27 protein-coding genes are annotated in these 26,412 nt (G+C 70.1%); 12 read left to right on the plus strand and 15 right to left on the minus strand.

Annotated elements, in window-relative coordinates; all coding sequences use genetic code 11:
* Positions 1-12: 12 nt before the first annotated feature.
* A complete protein-coding gene (glmU, locus tag OXQ95_RS06820; RefSeq protein WP_267380932.1) occupies positions 13-1,368 on the minus strand; it encodes a bifunctional UDP-N-acetylglucosamine diphosphorylase/glucosamine-1-phosphate N-acetyltransferase GlmU in 1,356 nt (451 codons plus the stop codon).
* A 62-nt stretch (positions 1,369-1,430) separates the two neighbouring features.
* On the opposite strand from glmU, the gene OXQ95_RS06825 reads away from it, so the two are divergent.
* The gene (locus OXQ95_RS06825) at positions 1,431-2,099 is read left to right on the plus strand and encodes an HAD-IA family hydrolase (protein WP_242095883.1); all 669 of its coding nucleotides are present in this window, start codon (positions 1,431-1,433) and stop codon (positions 2,097-2,099) included.
* A complete protein-coding gene (locus tag OXQ95_RS06830; RefSeq protein WP_242095884.1) occupies positions 2,096-2,449 on the plus strand; it encodes a hypothetical protein in 354 nt (117 codons plus the stop codon). The genes OXQ95_RS06825 and OXQ95_RS06830 overlap by 4 nt, the downstream gene beginning before the upstream one ends.
* On the opposite strand, the gene OXQ95_RS06835 is transcribed toward OXQ95_RS06830, so the two are convergent.
* Genes OXQ95_RS06835 through OXQ95_RS06850 form a run of 4 tightly spaced genes read right to left on the minus strand, consistent with a single transcriptional unit; the run spans position 2,446 to position 4,964 of the window.
* The gene (locus OXQ95_RS06835; protein WP_267380933.1) at positions 2,446-3,444 is read right to left on the minus strand and encodes a nucleotidyltransferase family protein; all 999 of its coding nucleotides are present in this window, start codon (positions 3,442-3,444) and stop codon (positions 2,446-2,448) included. The genes OXQ95_RS06830 and OXQ95_RS06835 overlap by 4 nt on opposite strands.
* A complete protein-coding gene (locus tag OXQ95_RS06840) occupies positions 3,429-4,289 on the minus strand; it encodes an HprK-related kinase A (protein ID WP_267380934.1) in 861 nt (286 codons plus the stop codon). Before OXQ95_RS06840 ends, OXQ95_RS06835 begins: the two co-directional genes overlap by 16 nt.
* Positions 4,286-4,552 carry an HPr-rel-A system PqqD family peptide chaperone gene (locus OXQ95_RS06845; protein WP_242095887.1) on the minus strand — a complete coding sequence of 89 codons (267 nt, stop codon included), beginning with the start codon at positions 4,550-4,552 and terminating at the stop codon, positions 4,286-4,288. The genes OXQ95_RS06840 and OXQ95_RS06845 overlap by 4 nt, the downstream gene beginning before the upstream one ends.
* A 1-nt stretch (position 4,553) precedes the next feature.
* Positions 4,554-4,964, minus strand: coding sequence for a hypothetical protein (locus OXQ95_RS06850; protein ID WP_242095888.1), 411 nt, complete (start codon positions 4,962-4,964; stop codon positions 4,554-4,556).
* Between the two features lie 133 nt (positions 4,965-5,097).
* On the opposite strand from OXQ95_RS06850, the gene OXQ95_RS06855 reads away from it, so the two are divergent.
* The 5 genes from OXQ95_RS06855 to OXQ95_RS06875 all read left to right on the plus strand — a co-directional run bounded on the left by OXQ95_RS06855 (position 5,098) and on the right by OXQ95_RS06875 (position 9,615).
* On the plus strand, positions 5,098-6,294 hold the full coding sequence (locus OXQ95_RS06855; protein ID WP_267380935.1) for an ATP-binding protein: 1,197 nt from the start codon (positions 5,098-5,100) through the stop codon (positions 6,292-6,294).
* A gap of 45 nt (positions 6,295-6,339) precedes the next feature.
* A complete protein-coding gene (gene phoB, locus OXQ95_RS06860) occupies positions 6,340-7,032 on the plus strand; it encodes a phosphate regulon transcriptional regulator PhoB (protein WP_242095890.1) in 693 nt (230 codons plus the stop codon).
* A gap of 107 nt (positions 7,033-7,139) precedes the next feature.
* Positions 7,140-7,535: a hypothetical protein gene (locus OXQ95_RS06865; RefSeq protein WP_242095891.1), complete on the plus strand. Its 396-nt coding sequence runs from the start codon at positions 7,140-7,142 to the stop codon at positions 7,533-7,535.
* Positions 7,536-7,637: 102 nt separating this feature from the next.
* A complete protein-coding gene (locus tag OXQ95_RS06870) occupies positions 7,638-8,537 on the plus strand; it encodes an SDR family NAD(P)-dependent oxidoreductase (RefSeq protein ID WP_267380936.1) in 900 nt (299 codons plus the stop codon).
* 64 nt (positions 8,538-8,601) lie between these two features.
* Complete coding sequence (locus OXQ95_RS06875) at positions 8,602-9,615, plus strand: hypothetical protein (RefSeq protein ID WP_242095893.1); 1,014 nt, start codon at positions 8,602-8,604, stop codon at positions 9,613-9,615.
* Here OXQ95_RS06875 and OXQ95_RS06880 read toward each other — a convergent pair.
* From OXQ95_RS06880 to OXQ95_RS06890, 3 genes are read right to left on the minus strand one after another with little or no spacing between them, the layout of a single operon-like run.
* Positions 9,607-10,815, minus strand: a complete 1,209-nt coding sequence (locus OXQ95_RS06880; RefSeq protein WP_267380937.1) for a hypothetical protein — start codon at positions 10,813-10,815, stop codon at positions 9,607-9,609. The genes OXQ95_RS06875 and OXQ95_RS06880 overlap by 9 nt on opposite strands.
* A gap of 56 nt (positions 10,816-10,871) precedes the next feature.
* Positions 10,872-13,169: an EAL domain-containing protein gene (locus OXQ95_RS06885; RefSeq protein WP_267380938.1), complete on the minus strand. Its 2,298-nt coding sequence runs from the start codon at positions 13,167-13,169 to the stop codon at positions 10,872-10,874.
* Between the two features lie 5 nt (positions 13,170-13,174).
* Positions 13,175-14,824, minus strand: a complete 1,650-nt coding sequence (locus OXQ95_RS06890; protein WP_267380939.1) for a ShlB/FhaC/HecB family hemolysin secretion/activation protein — start codon at positions 14,822-14,824, stop codon at positions 13,175-13,177.
* Between the two features lie 169 nt (positions 14,825-14,993).
* On the opposite strand from OXQ95_RS06890, the gene OXQ95_RS06895 reads away from it, so the two are divergent.
* Genes OXQ95_RS06895 through OXQ95_RS06905 form a run of 3 tightly spaced genes read left to right on the plus strand, consistent with a single transcriptional unit; the run spans position 14,994 to position 19,182 of the window.
* The gene (locus OXQ95_RS06895) at positions 14,994-17,189 is read left to right on the plus strand and encodes a FecR family protein (protein WP_267380940.1); all 2,196 of its coding nucleotides are present in this window, start codon (positions 14,994-14,996) and stop codon (positions 17,187-17,189) included.
* Between the two features lie 46 nt (positions 17,190-17,235).
* Entirely contained in the window at positions 17,236-18,645 is a 1,410-nt protein-coding gene (locus tag OXQ95_RS06900; RefSeq protein ID WP_267380941.1) for a hypothetical protein, read from the plus strand.
* Between the two features lie 12 nt (positions 18,646-18,657).
* On the plus strand, positions 18,658-19,182 hold the full coding sequence (locus tag OXQ95_RS06905) for a gamma carbonic anhydrase family protein (RefSeq protein ID WP_267380942.1): 525 nt from the start codon (positions 18,658-18,660) through the stop codon (positions 19,180-19,182).
* 6 nt (positions 19,183-19,188) lie between these two features.
* On the opposite strand, the gene OXQ95_RS06910 is transcribed toward OXQ95_RS06905, so the two are convergent.
* Positions 19,189-21,768: a M1 family metallopeptidase gene (locus OXQ95_RS06910; protein ID WP_267380943.1), complete on the minus strand. Its 2,580-nt coding sequence runs from the start codon at positions 21,766-21,768 to the stop codon at positions 19,189-19,191.
* 137 nt (positions 21,769-21,905) lie between these two features.
* Here OXQ95_RS06910 and OXQ95_RS06915 point away from each other — a divergent pair, with 137 nt between their 5' ends.
* A complete protein-coding gene (locus OXQ95_RS06915; RefSeq protein WP_242097042.1) occupies positions 21,906-22,865 on the plus strand; it encodes a nitronate monooxygenase family protein in 960 nt (319 codons plus the stop codon).
* Between the two features lie 225 nt (positions 22,866-23,090).
* On the opposite strand, the gene OXQ95_RS06920 is transcribed toward OXQ95_RS06915, so the two are convergent.
* Entirely contained in the window at positions 23,091-23,555 is a 465-nt protein-coding gene (locus tag OXQ95_RS06920) for a DUF1465 family protein (protein WP_242097075.1), read from the minus strand.
* A gap of 102 nt (positions 23,556-23,657) precedes the next feature.
* A complete protein-coding gene (locus OXQ95_RS06925; protein WP_267380944.1) occupies positions 23,658-23,855 on the minus strand; it encodes a DUF465 domain-containing protein in 198 nt (65 codons plus the stop codon).
* A gap of 207 nt (positions 23,856-24,062) precedes the next feature.
* On the opposite strand from OXQ95_RS06925, the gene OXQ95_RS06930 reads away from it, so the two are divergent.
* The gene (locus OXQ95_RS06930) at positions 24,063-24,218 is read left to right on the plus strand and encodes a YdcH family protein (RefSeq protein WP_242097040.1); all 156 of its coding nucleotides are present in this window, start codon (positions 24,063-24,065) and stop codon (positions 24,216-24,218) included.
* Between the two features lie 58 nt (positions 24,219-24,276).
* Here the strand turns inward: OXQ95_RS06930 and OXQ95_RS06935 are convergent, their stop codons facing one another.
* The 4 genes from OXQ95_RS06935 to OXQ95_RS06950 all read right to left on the minus strand — a co-directional run bounded on the left by OXQ95_RS06935 (position 24,277) and on the right by OXQ95_RS06950 (position 26,411).
* Positions 24,277-24,645 carry a PilZ domain-containing protein gene (locus tag OXQ95_RS06935; RefSeq protein WP_267380945.1) on the minus strand — a complete coding sequence of 123 codons (369 nt, stop codon included), beginning with the start codon at positions 24,643-24,645 and terminating at the stop codon, positions 24,277-24,279.
* Between the two features lie 90 nt (positions 24,646-24,735).
* Positions 24,736-25,200, minus strand: a complete 465-nt coding sequence (gene dksA / locus OXQ95_RS06940; protein WP_242097038.1) for an RNA polymerase-binding protein DksA — start codon at positions 25,198-25,200, stop codon at positions 24,736-24,738.
* A gap of 300 nt (positions 25,201-25,500) precedes the next feature.
* The gene (locus tag OXQ95_RS06945) at positions 25,501-25,713 is read right to left on the minus strand and encodes a hypothetical protein (protein WP_267380946.1); all 213 of its coding nucleotides are present in this window, start codon (positions 25,711-25,713) and stop codon (positions 25,501-25,503) included.
* Positions 25,714-25,730: 17 nt separating this feature from the next.
* On the minus strand, positions 25,731-26,411 hold the full coding sequence (locus OXQ95_RS06950; RefSeq protein WP_267380947.1) for a hypothetical protein: 681 nt from the start codon (positions 26,409-26,411) through the stop codon (positions 25,731-25,733).
* Position 26,412 lies beyond the last annotated feature (1 nt).

A 26,412-nucleotide genomic window follows, 5' to 3' on the forward strand; every position in this document is an offset into this window, starting at 1 on the left:
CGGGGCACGATATCACTTGCCAGCCTTCTTCGCGGCCATGCGTTCGCGGAAGCGGCTGGCCCAGCCAGGCTTGGCCTCCTGCGGCGGCCGCACCAGCGCCAGCGCGTCGGCCTCGACATCGGCGGTGACGACCGATCCCGCGCCCACGATCGCCCCGGCGCCGATGGTGACCGGCGCCACCAGCGCGGAGTTCGAACCGACGAACGCGCCCGCGCCGATCACCGTGCGGTATTTGAAGAAGCCGTCGTAATTGCAGGTGATCGTGCCTGCGCCGATATTGGCGGCAGCGCCCACATCGGCATCGCCGATATAGCTCAGATGGTTGACCTTGGCGCCATCGCCCAGCACCGCCTTCTTCATCTCGACGAAATTGCCGACCTTGGATTTGGCACCCAGCACCGCGCCCGGACGGAGCCGCGCAAAGGGGCCGACCTCCGCGCCCGCGCCGACGGTCGCGCCCTCGATATGGCTGAACGCGTGGATCGTCGCGCCGTCCGCGACCGCCACGCCGGGGCCGAAGACGGTGTTCGGGCCGATCGTCACGTCGCGCCCCAGCACCGTGTCGTGCGCGAACCACACCGTATCCGGCGCCACGAGCGTCGCCCCCTCGGCCATCGCGCGGCTTCGGCGCGCCGCCTGCCATTGCCCCTCGACCGCGGCCAGCTCCTCGCGACTGTTGACGCCGGCGACCTCGGCCGCGCCCGTCTCGATCACGGCGGAGGCGCGCCCGTCCGCCGCCGCCAGCATCACGATGTCGGGCAGATAATATTCGCCCGCGGCATTGTCGTTGCCGACGCGCGCGAGCAGCGCGAACAGATCGTCGGCGCGCACCGCCATCAGCCCCGAATTGCACAGGGTCTCCGCGCGTTCGTCGGTGCTCGCGTCCTTATATTCGACCATCCGGTCGATCCGCCCGGCGGCGTCCGCGATCACGCGGCCATAGGCGCCGGGATCGGCGGGGCGGAACCCCAGCACGACGGTGGCGGGCGCGTCGCCCCCGTGAAGCCGTTCGATCATCCGCCGCATCGTAGCGCTGCTGACGAGCGGCACGTCGCCATAGAGGATCAGCACGTCGCCCGAAAAACCCGCCAGCGCGGCCTCGGCCTGCGCTACCGCATGGCCGGTGCCGAGCTGTTCGGCCTGGAGCGCGGTCGCGATACCGTGCGGTGCGACCGCGGCCTCCACCTGCTCGCGGCCAGCGCCGGTCACGACGACGGTGCGTTCGGGCGCGAGTTCGGCGATGCTGGCGATCAGGTGGAGCAGCATCGGCCGCCCCGCGATCGCATGCAGCACCTTGTGGCGATCGGACTTCATCCGCGTGCCCTTGCCGGCAGCGAGGACGATGGCGGCGAGCGGAGGCATGGTCATGGGAAACGCTGCTGCCATGATCCGCTTGCCAATTCCAGAGCGGGCGGGCACGCGGCGCGGCGATGACGCGATTTCCCTTCGACCTGATCGGGTTCGACCTCGATGGCACCCTGCTCGACACCAGCGGCGACCTCGCCGCCGCGGTGAACCATGCGCTCGGCACGATCGGCCGCGCACCGCTTGCCGTCGCGGAGATCACGCCGATGATCGGCGGTGGCGCCCGCCACATGCTGGCCCAGGGAATGGAGCGCACGGGCGGCTGCGACGAAGCGACGCTCGACACGCTGCACCAGCGCCTGCTCGCCTATTACGAGGCGCATATCTGCGTGCTGACCAAGCCCTATCCGCATTGCCTCGACGCGCTCGACACGCTGGCGGCCCGCGGCGTGCGGGTGGCGGTGATGACCAACAAGATCGAGCGGTTCGCGCGCACGATCCTCGGCGAACTGGGCCTGACCGAACGATTCGCCTGCATCGTCGGCGGCGACACGATGGGTGTCGGCAAACCCTCGCCCGTACCGATCCAGGCGATGATCGAACGCGCGGGCGGCGGGCGGACGGCGTTCGTCGGCGATTCGATCTACGACGTGAAGGGTGCGCATGCCGCCGGGCTGCCGGTGGTCGCGTGCAGCTTCGGCTTCATGACGCAGCCGGTGGAGACGCTCGGCGCGGATGCGGTGATCGACGGCTTCGACGAACTCGTGCCCGCGCTGGAACGGCTGGACGCATGAGCCGCATCCTGATCTTCTGGCGCGGCGCGCTGTTCCTGGCGATCATCGTCGCGCTCACCATGGCCTTCCTGCCGCATCCTCCCGCGCTGCCGATCGATCATTACGGCGACAAGTTCGAGCATGTGCTCGCCTTCTCGACGATCGCGCTGCTGGCAGCCTTCGCCTATCCGCGGACGCCGCTGCTGCGGCTCACCGAGCATCTGTCGTTCCTGGGCGCGCTGATCGAGGTGGGGCAGTCGATGCCGATCCTCGGCCGCGATTGCGACATCCGCGACTGGATCGCGGACACGGTGGCGGTCATCGTCGTGCTGCTGCTGGTAAAAGCGTTCCGTAAGGCGCGGGCGCGCTAGCGCCGCCATTTCGTCCAGAGATGCCGGGCGAGCATGGCCGGCGGCATCCGCAGCCAGTGCGAGCGGACATAGAAGGCGAGCCGCGTCACCCGCCGGATCGGGCGCCCCCAGCCGTCGCGCGCGAGCAACCGGCGCCGGTACGGCCGGTCGCGCAGCCGAACTGCCGTTGCGCCATCGCTGTAGAGCGCGGCGGCCATCCGCACCGCACGCGCAGTCTCGCGCGCCAGTCCGTGGTGCGCCGCGCGTGCCGCCAGCGCTTCGGTGCCAAATTCCACGATCAGGCAGCGTATGTCCCACAGGTTGCGCAGGCCGCCCGCCAGATCACCGTCTGCGAACAGGTGCGCGGCGGCATGGACGATCATGTCGTCGGGTGCGAGCACGCGCAGGCCGTTCTCGAGCACCACGCTGCACGCGATCAGCCCGTTCGAATCGGGGCGGATGCGCGCGGTGAGCGGCAGGATCGTGTGGTGCACGTCGATCATCCGGTCGCGCTCGCGATGGATGAGCGGCGGCAGTTCGTGCATCCAGCGGCGGTAATAGGCGTCGTCATAAGGGTCGGGCTTCACCCATTCCCAGCCCTGCGCGATCAGCGCCGCCTCCACCTCGGCGATCCGGCCCCGGGGCACGAGGATGTCGAGATCGCCGATCGAACGCCCCTGCCCCGCGTTCAGTCCGGCGGCGACATAGGCGGTGCCCTTCAGCAGCACGACCGGGCAGCCGAGCGCCGCCAAGGCGCGCCGCGCCATCTCCGCTTCCCACAACGCGACGCGGCGGCCCTGATCGGCCGATGCCCGCGCGTCCGCCATCAGCCGCGCGACCGTGGGCGGCAGCGGCAGGCGGTCGAGCCGCACCGCCAGCGTGCCGATCAGTTGTTCCGCGCGCGCCATGGCGATCAGTGCGGTCCAGCCGGCCGCATCCAGCGTGGCGGCGGCCGCTGCCGGATCGGCGAGCGCGCGGGCGAGCGGCAGCGCGCCGGCGGTCACAGCGCGTCCCACAGCGCCTCCGCCTGCGCCACGCCGCTCGCGCCGTCGGGATAGTCGATCGCCACCGCCGGCACGCTGCGGATCAGCCCGGTCAGCGCGGCGAACCCGCGTTCGGCCAGCGCGACATAGTTGGTGGACGCCTGGGTCAGCCGCACGAACGCCTCGGACGGCGGCACGCCGCGCCGCTCGGCGGGAAAGCCATAGCGCGGGAAGAGCAGCAGCGCCGGCCGGGCGGGCACGTCCATCGCCGCGATCGCGCGCGCATCGGGCACCATGTGACGGATATCGCCCTTGGGCGTGCCCCGCAGCAACGGGCCGAACCGCGCGTCGGGCCACGCCGCCCGCGCCGCGGCGGCGCTTTCGTTCTTGAGGCTCACCAGCCGGGGAAAGGCATGCACCGCCCCGCTCGTCAACGACAGCAGCGCGAACTCGTCACCCATGAAGCGCCAGCCCCGCGCCGCCAGCAGCGTGGCCAGCGTCGATTTGCCCGCGCCAGACACGCCCGTCATCAGAAGCGCCCGCCCGTCGCGCTCGACCGCGGAAGCATGGAGCAGCAGATGCCCCCGCCCGCCCAGCGCCAGTTGCAGGTTCATCGCCATTTCCGCCGCGAGCAACCCTTGCGCAAGCGGCAGCGGCGCCGCTTCGGACAGCGTGTAGTCGCCGCCAATCGCCACCGACGGCCGGACGAACCGCCGCCACGGCCGCGTTGCCGACAGCCGCACGGTGAAATCCGGGATGCCGTCGTCCGGCGCGGGATAGTCGCGATACAGGTCGGCGAGCGCCGCGATCGGCGAGCGCCAGTCGGCGCCGATGCGAAACCCCACCGGCCCGATCCGTACCGCGAAGCGGTGCCTCATCGGGTCGCGACGAGCCCGGCGGCGACCAGCTCGTCGAGCCGCACCGCCAGCGCCTCCGCGCCACCCTCCACGTCGTAATCGTCCGCCAGCCGCGCGAGCAGCGCCGCGCGCGTCATCGGCGCCGGGGCGAGCGCCGCCAGGATCTCGGGCGCAGGCGCGGTCAGCAGATGCGTGATGCCCGACGGGCGATGGAACAAGGCCGTGAATTCATCCAGCGGCACGGCGATCAGCGCACCCGCCGGCGGCGCACGGTAGAGCGCCACTTCAGGCGCGCGGCATCTGCAGCGATGCGAAACAGGTAAAACCGCCCTGACCGCGCTGCAGCCGGCGGATATAGTTCACATAAGCGCGGCTCCGCTCGGAATCGACACCGGGCAGCGAGGATCCGTCGGCGAGCGCGCGTTTCACCTCCTCGCCCTTGAACGGCCGGCTGGAGGCGGGAAACGCGCCCTTCGTTCCCGAGGGCACGATCTTGCCCTCGGCGTCGATATAGCCGCCGGCATGGCCCGGATCGGGCACCGGGATCTCGCAGTTGAGCACCGACCCCGTGCTCTGCGCGAGCGCCGGACGGATCGACACCACCGCGGACGCGCCCACCGCGCCGAGCACCAGCACGCGGCGGCGCGTGGGCACGCGCTCGGGGGCCGATGGCGGGGCGGGAAGATCGTCGTCCATGCGCCCGGTTACTACACCGCCGTTGCGCAATCGTGAAGCTGGCGTGACGCTCGGCCGCAAAAGTCATTGGTATCGTTACGGGATCATGACGCGGGTGGGTGACCGACGGCGTTCGGCTGGCTAGACTTCGCCGATGCGCCCCGGACTCGCCCTGCCCCCGCTCGCCCTGGTCATCATCGGGGGCACCGCGTTGCTCGTGCTCGCGGTCGGCGGCCTTGCGGCGTTTCTCGTCGCGCTGGTGGGCGGGGTGGCGGCGCTGGCCCTCGGCGCGCCGGCGATCGCCGAAGCCGCGCTGCCGGCGATTCCCGCGCAGAGCACCGCGCTGCCCGAACTCGACGCGCTGCTCGAAGGCATCGACCAGCCGATGCTGCTGGTCGAGGGGCGGCGCATCGCCAGCGCCAACCGCGCCGCGCTCGGGCTGCTCGGCCGGCATATCGTCGGCGACGACGTGCGGCTCGCGATCCGACACCCCGCCGCGGCAGCTCGGTTCGGCGGCACCGATCCCGTGGAGAGCAGCGCGGTCGACCTGATCGGCCTAGGCTCAGCGGAGCAGCGTTGGGAAATGCGGATCGGCGATGCCGGGCGCGGCCGGCGTGTGGTGACGCTCACCGACCAGACGCTGAACGACGCCGCCGAGCGGATGCGCGTCGATTTCGTCGCCAATGCCAGCCACGAGCTGCGCACGCCGCTCGCCTCGATCCTGGGCTATATCGAGACGCTCGGCGACGAGGCGGGCGAAGTGCCCGCGGTCCGCGCGCGTTTCCTGAAGATCATGTTCGACGAGGCACGGCGGATGCAGCGGCTGATCGAGGATCTGATCTCGCTTTCGCGCATCGAGGCGGAGAAATACCGGCCGCCAAGCGAACGGATCGACCTGCCCGCGCTCGTCGCGCAGCTCTGCACCGAGATCAAGGCCTCGGGCAGCGCGCGCGCCGCCGACCTGACCTGCGCGGTGGGCGAGGTGCCCGCCATCACCGGGGACCGCGCGCAGTTGCTCCAGATGCTCCACAATCTGGTCGGCAACGCGATGAAATATGGGCGCGCCGCCACCCCCGTCACGATCACGCTGGATACCGCGCCCGGCGGTCAGGCCCGCATCGCCGTCGCCGACCAGGGCGAAGGGATCGCGGCCGAGCATCTGCCGCGGCTCACCCAGCGTTTCTACCGCGTCGATCCCGGCCGCAGCCGGTCGATCGGCGGCACGGGCCTCGGCCTAGCGATCGTCAAGCACATCGTGGAGCGGCACCGCGGCCGGCTCGATCTCGTCAGCACGCCGGGGATCGGCACGACGGTGACCGTTACGCTGCCAGTCGCTGTCATGAAACCGTAAGACGTGCGTCACATAGCGCCAGCGAAGCTCCATGGAGGGATCGGAATGGCGCGCGCGAACATGCTGCTGGTGGAAGACGATGCAGCGCTGGCCGAATTGCTCGTCTGGCATTTCGAACGCGAGGCCTTCGCGGTCGCCCATACGGTGGACGGCGAGGAGGCGCTGCTGCTCGCCCGCGAGCGCACGCCCGACATCGTGCTGCTCGACTGGATGGTCGAGGGGCTGTCCGGCATCGAGGTCTGCCGCCGCCTGCGCCGCACGCCCGAGACCGCCAACGTGCCGATCATCATGCTCACCGCACGCGGCGAGGAAGAGGACCGCGTGCGCGGCCTCGAAACCGGCGCGGACGATTATGTCACCAAGCCCTTCTCGCCCCGCGAGCTGGTCGCGCGCGTCGGCGCGGTGCTGCGCCGCGTACGGCCGGGCTTGGCGGGCGAGACGCTCGCTTATGGCGATCTGGAAATGGACACCGTCGGCCACAAGGTGCGCCGTGGCGGAACCGCGGTGCCACTGGGGCCGACCGAATTCCGGCTGCTGAAGCATTTCCTCGAACATCCCGGCTGGGTGTTCTCGCGCGAGCGGCTGCTCGATGCGGTGTGGGGGCATGACAGCGACATCGAGTCGCGCACCGTCGACGTGCATATCCGGCGGCTGCGCAAGGCGATCAATCTGGCGGGGATGCCCGACGTGATTCGCACCGTCCGTTCGGCCGGTTACGCGCTGGATTCGGAAGGATAGGGCCGGATCGATTGGAATCGGCTGCGAAACGAAGGAGCCATCCCGGCGATCGCGCGTTGGGGGTTCACGCCTGCTCGTTTCAGGCGTCCAAATCCTAGGAGATTTCCATGAAGCATCTTCTGCTCGCCGCCGCCGCGCTGATCGCGGCGCCTGCCCTGGCCCAGACGACCCCCGCGGGCGACCCTGCGATGCCCACGCAGCAGACGACGCCGCCGACCGATCCTGCCGCGCAGCCGACGCCGCCCGCAGGCGATCCGGCCACCGCGCCTGCCCCGGCGCAGGGCGCCGCGATGCCGGCCGCCCCTGCCGACGGCGCGTCGCCCGCCGGCGGCTATCAGCCCACGGGCAACGGCATGTCCGGCCCGATGCAGCCCGGCGCTCCCGTGACCTTCAAACAGGCCCCCACCCCTGCCGAGGCCTATCCGGCACCGGCGCCGATGGCGAAATACCCGATCTGCAAGAAGGGTCAGTACGACCATTGCATGCAGCGCGGCGGCCGCTAAGCCGTTGACGCTACGGCAAGGCGGCTCCCGGCGAGCCGCCTTGCATGACCTTGCGATCGCATTAGGAAAGGCGCTCCACCAGTCAGCGGGAGCGCCTTTTCCATGTCCATTCGATTCGACGGCAAGGTTGCGATCGTCACCGGCGCAGGCGGCGGCCTCGGCCGCGAATATGCGCTCGAACTCGCCCGGCGGGGCGCGCGCGTGGTGGTCAACGATCTGGGCGTGGGGCGCGATGGCACAGGCCATTCCGATGCCGCGCTGAAGGTGGTCGCCGAGATCGAGGCGGCCGGTGGCACCGCGATGGCGAACGGCGGCAGCGTCACCGAATACGACCAGATGGCCGAGATGGTCGCCAAGGCCAAGGAAGCCTGGGGCGGCGTCCATATCCTCATCAACAATGCCGGCGTCCTGCGCGACAAGAGCTTCGCCAAGATGGAGCCGGCGGATTTCGCCTTCGTCGTCAACGTCCATCTGCTCGGATCGGCCTATGCCGCCAAGGCGGTGTGGGAGACGATGCGCGCGCAGAATTACGGCCGCATCCTGATGACCTCGTCGTCGAGCGGGCTGTTCGGCAATTTCGGCCAGGCCAATTACGGCGCTGCCAAGCTCGGGCTGGCGGGCCTCACCAAAACGCTCGCGATCGAGGGCGCCAAGAACAACATCAAGGTCAACACCATCGCCCCGACCGCGGGCACGCGGATGACCGAAGAGCTGTTCCCCGCCGCCATGTTCGAGGCGTTCTCGCCCGACAAGGTGGCGCCAGGCGCGGTGTTCCTCGTCTCGGAGGACGCGCCTTCCAACGTGATCCTCGGCGCGGGCGCGGGCGTGTTCCAGACGTCGTACGTCACGCTGACGCCGGGCAAGCTGCTCGACGGCGACGATCTGTCCGTCGAGGGCGTGGCGGCGCATTGGGACGCGATCGCCAATCGCGCGGGCGAAATCGTGCCGCAATCGGGCGCCGAACAGTCGATGCTGATCGGCCGCGCGCTGCAGGGCGGCTGATCCTCACCCGTATTGCCATGGTAACACACGCGTGCGAAGATCTCTCCGGGGAGACCGCACGACCATGTACAGCGATGCCGATATCGACGAAGCCGTGGCGGCGGGCGCGCTCGACGCGCAGGCCGCCGCCGCGTTCCGCGCGCATATAGGCGCGCGCGCCGCCGCACCGGTGGCGGACGAGGAGCAGTTCCGGCTGCTCACCGGCTTCAACGACATCTTCGTCACCATCGCGATCCTGTTGCTGCTGGGTGCGCTCGCGCAACTGGGCGGCCGGATCGCGGCGCCGCTCGGCGGCGTGTTCGTCGCCGCCGCCGCCTGGGCGCTGGCCGAATATTTCACCGCGCGCCGGCGAATGGCACTCCCCAGCATCGTGCTGCTGCTCGCCTTCGTCGGCGGCATCGCCGCGGCGGGCTTCGCGCTGTTGCTCGGCAGCGTCCACGGCGACGCGGCGAACGGCCTGCCCGCGGCACTGGTCGCGGCGGCGTCGGCACTGGCGGCATGGCTGCATTGGCGGCGTTTCATGGTGCCGATCACGGTCGCGGCCGGGGCGGTGGCGGTGGTGGGGGCGATCGTCTCGCTCGGCTATGCCGCCGTGCCGCGGCTGGCCGATGCGGTGTGGCCGTTGCTCTTCGTGGGCGGTCTCGGCGTGTTCGCGGTGGCGATGTGGTGGGACATGAGCGATCCGTTGCGGCGGACGCGCCGTGCCGACGTCGCTTTTTGGCTCCACCTCGCCGCTGCACCGATGATCGCGCACCCCGTCTTCCGTCTGCTCGGCGTATTCGGCGGCGAGATCGCGATCGGCACCGCGCTCGTGGTGATCGCGCTCTATCTGCTGTTCGCCTATGTGGCGCTCGCGGTGGACCGGCGGGCGCTGCTCGTCTCCAGCCTCGTCTATGTCCTTTATGCGATGCACGCGCTGTTCAGCACCGTGGGCGCGCTGGGGCTCAGTGCCGCCCTGACCGCGCTCGTCCTCGGATCGGCGCTGCTGTCGCTCTCGGCCTTCTGGCAGGTGGCACGCCGCCCGGTCGTCGCGTCGCTCGGCAGCCTCGCGCGCCGGCTGCCACCCGTCTCAGCGTGAGGCGGTCCGAAGCGACCAGCCGGCGGGCAGATAATCGAGCGACATGTAGTAATAGAACACGCAACTGCCGTCGCTGCGGTACGTCCCGCCCTTGACGAGCCCCAGCGCGGTGCCGCCGTCGAACACCGGCGCGCCGCTGTCGCCGCCCCGACAGGTGGGGCCCTCCACCGCGACCCAAGTGGGCAAGCACGCGCCGCCGCACAGATCGCCCGCGGGCGCGAAATCGACCATCGCGATCTCCGCGCAGCTATAGCCGGTGCGCTCGCCGCGATGGCACACGAAATCGCCCGCTCGGGTGCTGGCGCGGATCCGCACCGCGGTGGCGGGGCGCAGCGCGGTCTTGGCGGTATCGGCATAGAAGTCCGCCGCGAGCGGCATCGGCGCGGCGTTCACCTGGACGTCTTGGAACCCCCAGCCCCATTGCCCGACGAACGCCAGGGGGACAGCGGTGCCGGCACCATCGACATAATCGACCTGGTCCGGGCAATGCGCCGCCGTGACGATGCCGTCGCGCGTGCCGTCGGAGACCGCGAAGCCCGTGGTGCAGACATAATGGCGGCCATCCGACGCGCCCGGCCCGACGATGCGCCCGCCGCCCTCCACCGCCATGTCCACCGCCGGCCGATCATACACTGCCACGCGAACGGGAACGCCGGTCATCGTGGCGATCCGCGCGGCGAGCGCGTCCTGCGCCGCGGCGTCGCCCGCGTCCGACTCGTTGACCATCACCACCATAGCGCCGGTACGGGGATCGGCGCCCATGCCCGGCGGATGCGGCAGCATCGCGCGGATATCGGCCTGCCACAGCATGATCGCCGACACGATCTCGCCGCGCGTGGCGGTAGCCCCGGTATGGAAGACGATTGGCACCGTGATCCCGCCCGCCGTCACGCTGCGATCCGCCACGGGGTCGCTTCCGGTCAGCAGCACGACGATGCGGAAGGCGGGGCGATGCTCCACCACGATGCCGGCCAGCCGGTCGCCATAGGCGGCCACGAGCGCATCGGTGATGCCCACGGTCTCGCGCTGCGCCATCAGCCGCCGCGCGGCCTCGTCGGGCGGAACGCCATAATGCCGGGCATATTCCCCCGCATCCTGCGCCAGCGCCTCGGCGTCGGTCTGGACGTGCGGCAGGGTCTGCGCGGCGGCCGGCGACGCGAATGCCGACAGCAGCAGCAGGGCACGGGCGAAAGCGGTCACGCGCGGTGCGCTAGCGCCTGCGCACCGAACCCGCCAGAGCCCTGATCGCGCCGCCGTCAGGCCGCCTCGGCCCGCCGTTCGGCGAGAAGGGCGAGCAGCCCCGCCTCGGGCAGCGGGCGGCTGACGAGATAGCCCTGGACCATGTCGCAGCCGATCGTCTTCAGAAACGCGAGGCAGGCCTCGTCCTCGACGCCCTCGGCCACCACCTTCAGCCCGAGCTCGTGCGCCAGATCGATCGTCGAGCGCACCAGCACGCCATCGGCGCGGTTGGCGTGCGCATGCTGGACGAAGCTGCGGTCGATCTTCAGCTCGGAGAGCGGCAATTGGCGCAGATAGGTGAGTGTCGACTGACCGGTGCCGTAATCGTCCATCGAGATCGCGATCCCCATTGCCCGGTAACGCTCCAGCACGCGCACCGCGGTCGACGGATCGACCAACGTCGCCGATTCGGTCACCTCGAACACCAGAGCCTCGGGGGCCACGATCCGCTCGGCCAGAAGCTGCGCGACGGCGGTGTTGAAGCCTTCGGCCGCGATCAGCTTGGCGGAGATGTTCACCGCCGCCGTCAGATCATGGCCGAGCCGCTGCCACGCGGCCAGATCGTGCATCACCCGGCGCATGACGTAGAGCGTCAGCGGCTCGATTCGGTCGGTCTGTTCGGCCATCGGAATGAACAGATCGGGCCCGATGAACCCGCGTGTCGGGTGGCGCCAGCGCACCAGCGCCTCGACGCTCGCGATCCGGCCATCGGCCAGCGCCAGCTTGGGCTGGTAATGGACCTCGATCCCGCCCGCCTCCAGCGCGGCGTCGAGTTCGCCCATCAACGAGATCTGCCGTTCGAGCATGGCCAGATCGGCGCCCGCGCTCGTCCAGAAAATGCCTTCCCGCAGCGCCGTCTCGGCCGCCATCGTCGCCGCGGTCAGCGCCGGGTGAAGCGCCTGCCCCATGCCGTCCGCGACGCCCAGCGTCACCTGCGCATCGACGCGGCGGCCGGCGATCTCGATCGGCTGCAACAGGGTGGCGCGAAGCCCGGCGAACACCTCGTCCTCAACTTCGTCGGTCTGCACTGCGAAGGCGAAGAGCGCATCGCCCAGCCGATAGACCGCGCCGCCCGCCACCAGCCGAAGCCGCTCGGCAATGCGCAGCGACAGGTCGCGGCCCGCATCGCCGCCCAGCACGGCGACGAGCGCCTCGCGGTTGGCGATCTGCGCGACCGCGATCCGCACCGCGCCCGTGTCCCGGAACGCATCGATCATCGCGCGGCGGTTGGGCAGCCCGGTCGCCTCGTCGATCGTCCGTTCGTGCTGGAACCGCGCTGCGACGTGGAGCGCCAGCCGCCCGGCGATCGCCGCGCCGAGCACGACCAGCCCCGGCGCCAGCGGATAGATCGCGAGCAACCGGAACTGCGCGAAGCCGATCGCCCCGATCAGCGTGCCCATCGCGACGATGCTGGCGACCGCGGTGCCGGGCACGCCCTTCGCGCGCAGCACGAGCAGCGACAGCAGGAACGCGAACAGCACGACGAGCGTCCCATGGCCATAAACGGGCACGCCGTGCAGCAGCGTCTCGGCGGCGAGCGCCTGGACGATCACGCCGGGCACGACGTTCCAATGCGGCGTCGCATAACGATCGCCCATCTCGATCGCGGTCGCGCCGATCAGGATATCGTGGCCGGCAACCGCTTTCGGATCGAACGCGCCCCGCTCCACCGCGATGAAGCTGAGCCGGGGAAGCGTCGCGGGATCGATCGCATAGTCGATCGGGAAGAAATGGTCCGCCCGGCCCGAGCGGTGCGCGATGCTGGCGGAGAGCGACGGCCGCGGCAGCCCGTCGGTCATCGTGCCGAACGGGGCCTCGCGCACCACGCCGTCCGGATCGGGCGCGATGCTGACCGAGGCGAGCGTCACGTGATCGCGCAGGATGGGAATCGGCAGCGAATCGATGCTGCGCCGGTCGTCCATCCGCGCCTGCTGCGCGAAGGTCGGCAGCGCCACGAGCCCGTCCGAGCGCGCCAACGCCGCGGCGAAGGCGCGATCGCCATCGGCCGTCGAAGGGGAGGAGACATCGACGTCGAACGTGATCGACGCCGCACCCGCCGCGCGCAGCCTATCGACCACACGCGCATAATGTTCGCGCGACCAGGGCCAGCGCTTGATCGCGGCGGCACTCGCGGCATCCATCTCGACGACCACGACGCGCCCACTGGCGCTCCGCGCCATGGCGGCGAAGCGCGCCGGATCGAGCACGCGATCGATCGTCGCGCCCAGGCCGCTCGCCAGCGCGAGCAGGCCGAGCAGCAGCGCGAGCGCGGCGACGAGCGCCCGCGTCATCCGCGGTGAAGGCAGGCGGACCATGCGGCTTAGAACAGCAAGGCGAGCCGCGCCGACACGCGCGGACGGCGATCGCCGGTGTCGAGCCGGACATGGTCGATCGGCACCGCCACCTCGATCCCCCCATCGAACGGACCATGGCCGAACCGCACCCCGCCCCCGGTGGAGAACAGGCTGCCCCCGCCGATCCCATCGCGGAGGTTGTTCACGGTGCCGCCGTCGGCGAAGCCATAGAGCGACAGGCGCCGCGGCAGCACCGCGAAGGTGCGATGCAGGTCGAGCTGCAACTCGGCCGAGCCGAGCACGCCCTGGTCGCCGGTCCGCTCGCTATAATCATAGGCGCGACCGAACCCGGGGCCACCGAGGCTGATCTCGGCCGAGGCGAGCAGCGGGCGCGAGGCCAATTGCGCGACGCTTGCGAGCTGAAGCGCGAGCGGTCCCGCCACGCTGCCGGTCCAGTCCGTCTGGAACGTGCCCGTCACGAACCGCGCATCGCCATCGACGCGCGAGGCGAAGGGATCGCCCTCCCTGGTGGCGCCGAGCACCGGCAGCCCCGCGGCGACCGACACCGACTGGCGCAGCGTTCCACCGGCGAACGGGGTGGACGCGCGCAACGTGCCCGTCGCGACCGTCAGGCGATCGTCGCGGAAGAGGGCGCCGTGCAGGCTCTGCTGGTTGACGATCGTGCGCACTTCGCCGTCGAGCCACAGGCTCACCGCCCGCGATCGTTTCAGGACGGCGCTGTAGCCGATCGCGCCGCCATAGCTGCGCCCGGTCAGATCGAGATAGGACAGATCGCCGCCGGCATGAGTCGCGCCGTAGAAGCCGGTGAGCGACAGGACGCCGCCCGATCGGCCGACGCCCATCCCATACCGCGCACTGCCGAATTCGAACTCGCCCGGATCGGCAGGCGTCTGCGACGCGATCAAGGCGAGTTCGTCGCCCGCACGCAGCACGCCGCGAAGGCTGCCCAGTTCGGTCGTTCGCCACGGGCCGATCTCGCGGGTGCCGCGATTGTCCGCCTGGACGAAGGCGGTGGCGCGATCGACCGCGATGGTGACGAGCAGGACGCCAAAGCCGTTTTCGCGGATGTAGCGCGTGCTGCGCACCGAGACGCCGGGAATGTCGCCGACGAGCAGGATCGCCCGTTCGAGCTCGGCACGGGTGACGCCCGCATGAGTCACCAGCCGGGAGAGGATCCGGTCGGCGGCGGCGTTGCTGGCGCCGAGCGAGCGCACCGCATCCACCTTGCCGGGATCGAGCGTCACCACCAGCCGGTCGCCGGACAGCGTCTGGGGCTGGATCGACGCCGAGGCGAACACCAGGCCGCGCGCGCGCGCCACATCGGCGACCGCACGGGCGAGCTGGACCAGATCGTCGGGCGTCAGCGCGCCGATCCGGAACGGCGCGACTGCGGCGGCGAACGCCACCCGCGGGATATCGTCCGCACCCTCCACCACCACGCTGCTCGCGTGCACCGTGCCGGCGATCTTCACCTGCGCTGCCCCGGTGGCGGGCGGCTGGATCGCGGTCGGCGCTTTCGGCTCCGGCGCCGGCGGCGCGGGCAGGCTGCGCGTGATGAGCGCTGGATCGAGCCGATCCGGCAGCACCTGCGCGTCGGCGCCCGCCGCGATCGTCATCGCTGCGAATCCCAGCGTCGCTCCGATCCAGTCCGCCACTCCCGATCTCATGTCCAACCGTCCCCTTCGGCCGGAGGACTAGGCGCCAAGGTCTTGATAAAGGGTTTCTTCTTTTAATTCCCCGTTCACCGTTCGGCGAAACGATCGGGGAAGGACCTGCGGGTAAAATCGCGTCCATCGGCCCGAACCAGGGTCGCAGGGGATCACTATGCAACGTCGCCGATTCGCGACCACGACCTATCGCCGCTGGCTGGCGACCACCGCGCTTCTGGTGCCGGCCGCCGCCTCGGCGGGCACGCCAGCCTGGACGATCAGCGAGGCCGCGGGCCCGGTGACGATCCTGCATGCCGGCGTCTCGCGCGTGGCGATGCGCAGCGGCACGGTAGGCCCCGGCGACATCGTGCGCACGGGGCCCAATGGCCGCGCGGTGATCGCCCGTGGCCAGGAATATGTGCTCGTCGCGCCCGCCTCGCAGGTTCGCCTGCCCGCGGTCGAGCAGAAGGGCGCGATCGCCCAGATGGTTCAGGACGCGGGCGACGTCGTGTTCATGATCCGCAAAATGGCGACGCCGCATTTCGCGGTGCAGACGCCGTATCTCGCCGCCGTCGTGAAGGGAACCACCTTCAGCGTCAGCGTCGGCGAGGGCGGCGCGCGGGTGAAGGTGCTCGAAGGCGCGGTCGATGTGGCCACGCCGGATGGCGGCGCACACGAACTGCTGCGGCCCGGTGGCACCATCGCGGTGGACGCCAGCCGGCTGACCGCGCTGCGCGTGACGATGGGCGGCGTCGATCATTTCGTCCGCAGCAAGGACGACAAGGGCCCCGCCACGCCGGCGGCGCCCACCACGCGGTCGCGCCCTGCTCCGGCGCCCGCGGCCGCGACGCCCGCGATCGCCGCGCCCGTCGCCGAACCTACGGTCTCGCTCGCCCGCCTCACCGGCGGGCTGGTGAGCGACGATGCGGTGGTCGTACCGGCCGTGGTCCCCGCGTCGACGGTCCTGCCCGGTGCGGCCGCCAATGTCGGGATCGCCGGCTCGGCGACGCCGCAGGCGACGCTGGCCGTCGCGCATGCGAGCAACGCCGAAGCCGTCGTCGCGGTGAACAACGCAATGGCCCACGAACTCGTCATCGAACGCGCGACCGCGCTCGCCAACCAGCGCGCCGCCGATGCCGCAGCCCAGGCCGCCGCGACCGAGCAGGCCGTGGCGCAGCAGCGCAGCGCCGCCGACGCACAGGCCGCCGCCGACGCCGCGGCGCGACAGGCCGCTGCCATCGCCGCCGCGCAACAGGCCGCCGCTGATGCCGCGACCCAGCGTGCGAGCGCCGCCGCCGCGCAACAGGCCGCCGCCGACGCCGCGGCCCAGCAAGCCGCCGCCGCCGCCGCCGCGCAGCAGGCCGCCGCGAGCGCCACCGCGCGCCAGACGGCCGCCGATGCCGCCGCGCAACAGGCCGCCGCCAACGCCGCCGCCCAACAGGCGGCCGATGCCGCCGCGGCGCAACAGGCCGCCGCCACGCAAGCCGCCGCGCAACAGGCCGCCGCACAGGCCGCCGCGCAACAGGCCGCAGACGCCGCGAAGGCCGCCGACGCCGTACGCGCCGCCGCCACGCAAGCCGCCGCGACCCAAGCGGCGCAAGCGGCCAAGGCAGCCGACGACGCCGCCAAGGCCGCCGCCAGCCAGGTCGCCGCGGCGCAGGCGGCGAACGCCGACGATGCCACGAAGCAGGCCGCTGCCACCGCCCAGCAGGGCGCATCGTTGGCCGCGGACCTCGCGCGTCTGGCGGCGGCGGCGCTCTCGGCTTTGCAGCAGGCCGCCGCACAGGCCCAGGCGCAGCAACAGGCGCAGCAGGCCGCCGCCACCGCGCAAGCCGCCCAAGCTGCGGCCCAGCAGCTCGCCGCGCAGAACGCTGCTGCGGAGGCCACGAAGCAGGCGAATGCGGCCAAGGCCGCGGCGCAGACGGTCGCGGCCCAGTCGTCGGCCGCCGCGGCGGACGCCGCCGCCAAGCTCGCGGCATCGCAGGCCGCCGCCGCTCAGGCGGCCGCCGCCCAGACCGCAGCCGCCCAAGCCGCCGCGGCGCAGACCGCTGCCGCGCAAGCTGCCGCGACCAAGGCCGCGCAGGACGCCGCCGCCCAGGACGCCGCATCGAAGGCGGCCGCGTCGCGAGCCGCCGCAGCCCAGGCTGCGCAAGCCGCCGCGGCCCAGGCCGCCGCCGATCAGGCCGCCGCCAACAAAGCCGCGGCGGATCAAGCCGCCGCCGCGCAGGCCGCCGTCGCCAGCGCCGCCGCGGCGGATCCCGCCAAGTCGGGCCACGCGCTGCCCGACCAGGCTTCGGCGCGGGCGCACGAGGTCCAGGCCAACATTCAGGCGACCGGGTCCAACGGCGTTGGGAAAGGGTCCGGCAAATAGCCAGGTCGAGTTGACACCGGCGGCGCTGTCCCGTTGATGCGGGAGCATGGCAGGATCACGTCAGCGCGCCTCCGGTGCGATCGCCTCGAGCGCCGCCATGCTGGCCGCGGCGGCGGCGACGCTCATGGCCTATTGGCCGGGGCTGATGACCTGGGACGCGGTCCGCCAATATGGCCAGGCGATCGACGGCGATTATGATGACTGGCACCCCCCGGCCATGGAGTGGCTGTGGCGCCAGTTGATCCCGATCCATGCCGGCCCTGCGCCCATGCTGGTGCTACAGGTGGCACTCTACTGGATCGGCCTTGGCCTGCTCTCGGCATGGGCGTGGCGACGCCCGCGACCGGGCCTGGGCGTGGCACTCGCATCGGTGGGGCTGCTGCCGCTCGGCATGGCGCTGATGGGCGCGGTGCTGAAGGATTGCCTGATGGCGGGCGCGCTGCTCGCCGCGACGGGGCTGCTGGCCTGGACGCGAGAGGCGCGACGCGCGGGCGTGCGCCCCCTTCTCGCCGGCCTCGCGCTGGCGCTGCTGCTGGCCGCCGCGACGTTGCGCTTCAACGCTTTTCTCGCTTGCATGCCGCTTGCCGTCGCGCTGTTGCCGGCGCGGTGGCGCGACCGGCCATGGAAGGTCGCCGCGGCGGCGATCGTCGCGACCGCGCTGCTGATGGCGCCGCTGCCGCTCGCCAACCGGCTGCTCCATGCCGAGCGCAGCGGCGTCGAACTGTCGCTCGTCATCTTCGATCTGGGCGGCATCACCGAGGAAAGCGGGACGAACGTGTTCCCAGCCCTCGGCGTGGCGAACCCGATCGCGGTCAACCATCGTTGCTATTCGGCGGTGAAATGGGATCCCTATTCCAACTGGGTCGATCCGCCCTGCCCGCTTGGCTTCGAGCCGTTTCGCGCCTGGGCGGCGCGCACGCATGCCAGCCCGACGCGGCTATGGGCCGGGGCGATCCTCGCACACCCGCTCGCCTATGCGCTGCACCGGCTGCATCATTTCAACATCAACACGCGCTTCCTCGTCCATGATCCGGTCGAGCGCGCGGTGCAGGTGCAATCCGCGCCCAACGACTGGCATTACACGGTCCACCCGGGCCCGCTGCTGAGCGCGATCGACGCCGCCGCAACCGCGAGCGCCGGGACGCCGCTCGGCTGGCCGATCGCGGGGATCGCGCTGGCGTTGGGCGTGCTGATCGCGGCGCCGCGGCTCGCCTCGCGCCCGCTGATCGTGCCGATCGCGCTGTCGAGCCTGTTCTACGGGCTGGGCTATGGCGTGTTCAGCGTGGCCGCCGAATTACGCTACCATCTCTGGACGATGCTGGCCGCGCTGATCGCCGCGGCGATCGCGGGCGCGGACCTATATGCCATGCCCGTCCGGCCGTGGCGGCGGATCGGCTGGGCCGCCGCGCCGCTCGTCCTCGTCGTCGTCGCGGCGAGCGCATTCCGCCTGTCCTGAGGACCCGACCCGATGCCGCTCTACGAACTCGACGGGAAACGCCCCGACTGCCACTCCAGCGCCTGGATCGCGCCGAGCGCGGACCTGATCGCCGAGGTGATCCTGGCCGAAGAAAGCAGCGTGTGGTTCGGCGCGGTGATCCGCGCGGACAACACGGCGATTCGGATCGGCGCGCGATCGAACGTGCAGGAGGGCGCGATGCTCCATTCCGATCCGGGCACACCGCTCACCGTCGGCGCGGATTGCACGATCGGCCATCATGCCATCCTGCACGGCTGCACCATCGGCGACCGCGTGCTGATCGGCATGGGCGCGATCGTCCTCAACCGCGCGACGATCGCGGAGGATTGCATCGTTGGCGCCGGCGCGCTGGTCACCGAAGGCAAGAGCTTCCCGCCGGGCAGCCTGATCGTCGGCAGCCCGGCGCGCGCGGTGCGCACGCTGGACGAAAAGGCGCGCGCCGCACTCCGGCTCTCCGCGCAGCATTACGCCGCGCGGAGCCGCCATTATGCGGGCGCCCTCAAACGCGTCGACTGAACGCCCCTACTTCACCCAGTTCGTCACCGCCGGACGCAGCCGCTCCGCGGTCGCCTTGCGGACCGCCATGAACGCCAGCGTCCGCGTCGTGCCGCCGCGCGAGGTGGCGGGCAGGTTCTTGTCGGCAAAGGCCTGGATCTTGGCCGGCATCCGCGGATCGTTCGATCCGCCGCCAAGGCCCACGACATAGCCCGAGCGCGTGCTGTCCTCCAGGAAGCTGTTCACCAGCGCGAGGTTCGCCACCGCCCAATCGAACGCCATGTCCGGATGCCGCGTGGCGACCGAACGCAGCAGCGCGGCCTTTTGCGGCGTCGTGATCGTGTCGGTCTTCAACAGCCCGAGCGCACGCTGCGCCAGCGCCGGATCGCGCGCCGAACCGAGCAGCGACACGAAGCGGTTCTTGGCCACCGGGCTCTTCTCCGCCTTGGTGAGGCTGAGCAGCGCGTCCCATTCGGCCGGCGTCGCGTTGATCGCATAAGTGCCAAGGATAGGCGTGCGAACCGCCGGCGGAATCGCCGTCGGGTCGTTCGCCAGCAGCGCGACATAGCGCCGCGCCTCCGCCCCCACCGCCGGATCGCCGTTCGCGCCCAACCGCCCGATCAGCGTCTCGCGCAGGTTCGTTACCAAAGGCGATTCGCCCGCCCGTGCGGTGAGGCCGATCCGCGCGAGCACGGGCGACAGCATCGCATCGGTCTTCGCGCGCAGCGGCGCCTCCAGCGGGGTATCCGCATACAAGCCCGACAGGCTGCCGAGCTGGCCGGACACCACGGACCATTCGAGCGGATCGGCATCGGCGCCCACTTGGCCCAGCACGTCGAGGTAACGCTGGAGGCCCTGATAGCCGCCCTGCGCCAGCGCGTAATCGTCGCCCAGTGTGCCGAGCCGGTCGTTCAACCCCAGCCTGGCATAGTCGCGCACGATCGCGGCATGGCCCGCATCGTCGTACATCACGCGCGTATAGCTGCCCTTGCCGCGGTTCAGCACCAGCGTGCCGCAGCCGCGCACGCTCACGTCGGCGGGGGCTGCGCCGCTGACGATCGCACTCGTCTCGCCGCCACGCAGCGTCGCGAGCACCAGCGGCACGTGCCAGGTCTGCGGCGCCTGCGAGGCGGGGTCGAGCCCGAAGCGGCCCTGAGTCAGCGTCGCCACCGTCTTCCCGCGCTCGCAGCGCATGCCCGTCATCGTGACGAGCGGAACGCCGCCCTGCAGCGTGAAATCATGCGCGATCTGCGTCACCGGCCGCCCCGCTGCATCCGACAGCTCGGCCCAGAGCTGGTCGGTGACGGTGTTGCCGTATTTGTACTTCGCCATGTAGCTGCGGATGCCCTTGCGGAACACGTCGGGCCCGAGCGTCGATTCGAGCATACGGATCACCGCCTCGCCTTTGGCATAGGTGATGCCGTCGAACGCCTCGCCGATCTGGTCCACGGTCTCCACATGGCGCACGATCGGGTGAGTCGCCGCGGTCGCGTCGATGCCCATCGCCCCCTCGCGGTCGAACGCCACCGCCGACGCTTCGGCTTTCCACGTGGGATTCAGATCGGCCGAGCTCTTGCTCTCCATCCACGATGCGAAGCCTTCGTTCAGCCACAGATCGTCCCACCAGGCCATGGTGACCAGATCGCCGAACCATTGGTGCGCCATCTCGTGCGCGACCACGGTGTAGATGCGCTGGCGTCCGCTCTCCGTCGTGCGGGCCGGATCGAACAGCAATTCGTTCTCGAAATAGAAGATCGCGCCCCAATTCTCCATCGCGCCGAAGAACTGGCTGGAGCCGGGCCCGGCGACCATGTCCATCTTCGGCAGCGGATAAGGCTGGCCGAAATAGCTGTTGTAATAGGCGAGCAGCCGCTTGGCCTGATCGAGCGCATAATCGCCCTGATCCGCCACGCCCTTGCGCGTGATGACGCCCAGCTCGGTCTTGCCGGCCATCAGCGTCTTCCGGTCCATCGCGCCCTGGCCCATGAACAGCAGATAGCTCGACATCACCGGCGTCTCGGCGAATTTATAGGTCTGCGTGCCGTCCAACGCCTTGGTCACCGAATAGGCGGGCATGTTGGAAAAGGCGCGCTGCCCGTCCGGCGCCGTGGTGGTCAGGCGGAACTTCGCCTTGAACGCGGGCTCGTCCCACATCGGCGCGAAGCGCCGCGCGTCGGGCGCCTCGAACTGCGTGGCGAGCATCCGCGCCTGGCTGCCGTCGGTGTTGGTGTAGTCGATCGCGAACAGGCCCGCGGCCGAACGGCCGATCTTGCCCGTCCAGTCGAACGTCATCACGTGCGGTGCGACGCGCGCGGCGATCGGCAGCGTGACGGTGATCGTCTGCGCCGCCGCATCCAGCTTGAACGGCGCCACCACGCCGTCGAACGTCACCTTGGTGATCGCCAGATCGGCGGCGTTCAGCACGATCGTCGTCGTCGGCGCGGTGACGTTCACGTTGACGGTTTCGGAGCCGGCGAAGGTCAGCGTCTTGGCATCGGGCTTCACGGTGATGTCATAGAGCGTCGGCACCACCGTCTTGGGCAACTGCCCCGCCGCGAGCGCGGGGGCGGAAACGGTCAGCGCCAACAGCGCGGTGGCAAGCTTCATACGGATAAACCCCTATTGGTGGAGCCGTCCGTCGCGCGTCCGGCCCCGTTCGTCGTGTGAGGCTTCCTACGCGACGGCGCGCGTCACGCAAATGCCCCGTCGCTGGACAGGCCGATCGGTTGCGCTACACAACGCATATGACCCTGCCCGCCCCGTTTTCGACGCTGCGCCTGCCCGTGATCGGGTCGCCGCTGTTCATCATCTCCGGCCCCGATCTGGTGATCGCGCAGTGCAAGGCGGGGATCGTCGGCTCGTTCCCGGCGCTGAACGCCCGGCCCCAGGCGATGCTCGACGAATGGCTGCACCGGATCACCGAAGAGCTGGCCGCGCACAACCGCGCGCATCCCGATCGCCCGGCGGCGCCGTTCGCGGTCAACCAGATCGTACACAAATCCAACGACCGGCTCGAGGCCGATCTCGCCACCTGCGCCAAATGGCAGGTGCCGATCGTCATCACCTCGCTCGGCGCGCGCGAGGATCTGAACACCGCGGTGCATGGCTGGGGCGGCATCACGCTCCACGACGTGATCGACGACCGGTTCGCGCGCAAGGCGGTGGAAAAGGGTGCCGACGGCCTGATCGCGGTGGCGGCAGGCGCGGGCGGCCATGCCGGGCGCCTCTCGCCCTTCGCCATCGTGCAGGAAATCCGGCAATGGTTCGACGGCCCGCTCGCGCTGTCGGGCGCGATCGCGACGGGCGGTGCGGTGCTGGCGGCGCAGGCGATGGGCGCCGATTTCGGCTATATTGGATCGCCCTTCATCGCGACGACCGAGGCGAACGCCGAACCCGCCTATAAGGAGGGCATCGTTGCCGGGCGCGCGGCGGACATCGTCTATTCGAATTTGTTCACCGGGGTGCACGGCAATTATCTGCGCAGCTCGATAGCGGCGGCCGGGCTCGATCCCGATGCGCTGCCCGAGGGCGACCTGAAGACGATGAACTTCGGTGGGGGCAACGGCTCCAAGGCCAAGGCGTGGCGCGACATCTGGGGCTCGGGCCAGGGCATTGGCGCGGTCGACCGCGTCGAGAGCGTCGCCGACCGGGTCGACCGGCTGGTGGCCGAATATGCCGCCGCCCGGGCGCGGCTGGGGATCTGACATGGGCCGGCGTGAATAGGTCCGATACAGGCGTTGGAGTTCAATGACTTACTTTGATCCGTTCGCCCTGAGCTTGTCGAAGGGCTTGTTCCGAATGTGAAGGAGTGAGCGCGGAGAGCGTGCTTCGACAAGCTCGGCACGAACGGATTTCGTGATCCCATCAAGCTAACGGCATTCCCCTTTGATTCCGCTGCCCGTGGCACATTCGCCTACTTCGCCGCCGGCTCAGAATGCCAGCTTCAGCCTCTGCTGCATCGATCGCGCCGGGCTGAGGGGTTCAGCCGCCTCTTCCAACGCAGCGTCGAGGCGCGCCACACGGCGGTGGAGATCGAGGCTCGCGGCGATCAGCGGGCGCGCGCGTTCGGGCATGCGCGCCGCCGTCTCGCCATCGGTCGTGGGCGCATCGCCTAGCCGGCGGGCGGGATCGAGCGCGTCGCGCGGCGCGATCTCGCCGGCGCTAACGGCATGCTGCGTCAACAGCCAGGCGATCACGTGCATCAGCCGGGTCGTAACCTTGAGCGACTCGCAGGAAAAGGCGACGCGGGCGAACGGATCGAGTGCCTCGCGTTCCAGGCGGCCGCCATCGTCGAAATAGCCGCGCGCCTCGTCGGCGAGGAGCATCGCCTCGACATACAGGCCCTCGGTCAGGCGGCGGTGGATCCGCGAATCATGGCTAGCCCCCGTCACCATGGCGTTATGCACGGCCCGGCGCCGTCACGCATCCGGAACCGGCGCGAGCCGCGCCGTCGTGCGTACCAGAATGGATCAGATGGAGCGGCCCGCCCGGTGCCGTCATGCGATGATGTCGGGGATGAGATGATCCTCGATCATCGCTATCTCGTCGCGGAGCCGGAGCTTTCGTTTCTTGAGACGCGCCGTGCGCAATTGATCGGGCACCCCGCTCGCCGCCAGCGCGTCGATCGCGGCATCGAGATCGCGGTGCTCGGTGCGCAGCACGTCGAGCCGTGCCGCCATTTGCGTTTCGTCCATGGCTGCCCCCGCCTCGTCGATCCCCGTTCCTCTGCGCTTACGCGCCGGGTGGGGCGGAGCAAGGGGAATCGTTTCGGCGGATGCGCTGCGGCGGATCGTCGCGGACCACCGCTCGGTTTGTCGCACGCCTGTCATATCGGTCGCGACTTTCCGGCGCCTTCATGGTTTAATCGATCCCCCAACCCGAATGCAGGAGGCACCATCATTATGCCGACGACGCACCAGACGGCCCTGGAAACCAAGCACGCTGTGCTGGATCAGCGGATCGCCGACGAGGAGCATCGGCCGATGCCGGACACCGCCGTCGTGGCGGCGCTGAAGAAGCAGAAATTGCGGTTGAAGGAAGAGATTGCGAGCCTGTAGGCCGCGACACCGCCGCCGCCGCTCTCCCTTCGAAAGCGGCGGCGATTCCTTCGCCGCCTCAGCGCAGGCCGGAGACGAGCGGTTTGGCGTAGAAAGGCGTCGTCGTTCCTGCGCCGACGGGCTTGCGGGTCTGTTTGGGATCGATCGGCCGGTCGAGCGTGATCCCCACGCGACCCTCGGTGCACCAGGCGACCTTGCCCGTGACCGGGCCCACCCCGCGCAGATCGAGCGCCACGGCCGTACCCGGTTCCACCACATGGCCCACTTCGGCCATCAGCCCCTCGGCGGAAACATTGCGGATACGCACTTCGCGGGCCGGCTCGCCGCCGACCGCGATCGAGGCGATCAGCAACAGGCTGTCCCGCTCGCGCCGCCGATGGCGGTCGGTCGATTCGCCCGCGTCATCGAAGGCAGCGGGATCGGTCATGTCCATCGGATCGGGTCTCGCCTCAAGCTGTTCTTCGTCCGCCCGTGCGTAGCGGCGCAAGCATCACCAAAGCCTTAAGGCCAGGACGGCTCAATCCTCTCGCGAAATCTTCTCGTGGCGCTCGTGGCGTTCCTGCGCCTCGACCGTCATCGTGGCGATCGGCCGCGCCTCGAGCCGGCCCAGGCTGATCGGCTCGCCCGATACCTCGCAATAGCCATATTCGCCCTCGTCGATGCGGCGGATCGCAGCCTCGATCTTGGCGATCAGCTTGCGCTGGCGATCGCGGGTGCGCAGCTCGATCGACCAGTCGGTTTCCGAAGACGCCCGGTCGGTCAGATCCGATTCGCGAAGCGAATCGACCTGAAGCTGCGACAGCGTTCCCTGCGCCTCCAGCAGGATGGCATCCTTCCAGCGAAGCAGCTTGGCGCGAAAATAGGCCTGCTGGCGCAGGCTCATGAACGGCTCGTCCGGATGCGGTCGATAGCTGTCGCTGGCGTCGTTCGCCGCCAGCGGGTTTGATTGGGCTTCTTCAACGCGATTCAATACGGTCGCCATGCCACTCTCCCATCGGCGCGCCGCGGCGCGATTCGCCGTACACGTGCCGCCCCCCAAGATCGTGATCGCGCCTATAGGCACGCAAGCCGGAGACGACAAGCGCGGCCGGTTAATCATTGCCGATGGCCATAAAAGCGTGTGCATTGCGCAACATGACGCGGATCGGGGCGCTCCTCGCGCCATTCTGTGTCACGCTGGCACATTAACGTCGCTTTCGACCGACCCGGCTGAAGATCCGCTGCAAGAACAGCCACTATCGTGGTTAACGGCCTTGCACTTGCGGGCTTGTTCGTCACTTGTTCATAGTGCAGCGGTAACGCGGCGGGAAACCGGATCTGATGCTCCGTTCGGCATCAGCAACGAGAAAGTGACGATATGTCCGTTCGGATGGCCTTGGCGAAACTCTGTGCGTGCGCATGTGGCGGCGCCGTGATCGGTGGTGGCGCGGTGCATGTCGCCGAGCAGCCCTCGCACGCATCCTTCAATCGCAAGCTCATCAAGCGGGTGGCGCATCGCGAAGTCCAACCCGTTCACGTCCGCCGCCGGATCGTGACGCGGACGACGAGCACCGCCCAGTGTTCCCCGACCGTCATCACGGTGGCGAGCCAGGCCGCACCCCTGCCGCAGCCCGTTGCTGAGAGCTTCTCGGGTGGCGGCGGTGGCAGCGTTCCCGTCGTGATCGGCGGCAGCGGCGGCTTCGGATTCGGCGGTGGATTTGGGGGCGGCTTCGGCGGTGGTTTCGGCGGCGGCGGCAGCGGCGGTTCAGGTGGCGGCATCGTGATCTCTTCCACGTCGAGCAGCAGCGGCGGCTCCAGCAGCAGCAGCGGTGGTTCAAGCAGCAGCGGCAGCGTGAGCAGCACATCGTCGACGGGCGGATCGTCCAGCGGCAATGTCAGCAGCACCTCGTCGAGCGGCGGCGGCGGCGGATCGTCGAGCAGCACGGGCGGCGCCACGGTATCGAGCACCTCGTCGTCGGGCGGGTCGAGCGGGTACATCTCGTCAGGTGGCTCCGGCGGGTCCAGCTCGAGCGGCTCGATCTCGTCGGGCGGTTCCGGCGGGTCGAGCGGATTCATCTCGTCGGGTGGATCGAGCGGCAACGTCTCGTCGTCCTCGAGCGGGAACATCTCCTCCGCATCCAGCGGCAACGTCTCGTCTTCGGGCAGCTCCAGCGGCAATGTCTCGTCGTCCGGCAGCTCCAGCAGCAGCGGCAAC

Origin of the sequence: Sphingomonas sp. GC_Shp_6, assembly GCF_026540835.1 — a bacterium.
Taxonomy (GTDB): domain Bacteria; phylum Pseudomonadota; class Alphaproteobacteria; order Sphingomonadales; family Sphingomonadaceae; genus Sphingomonas.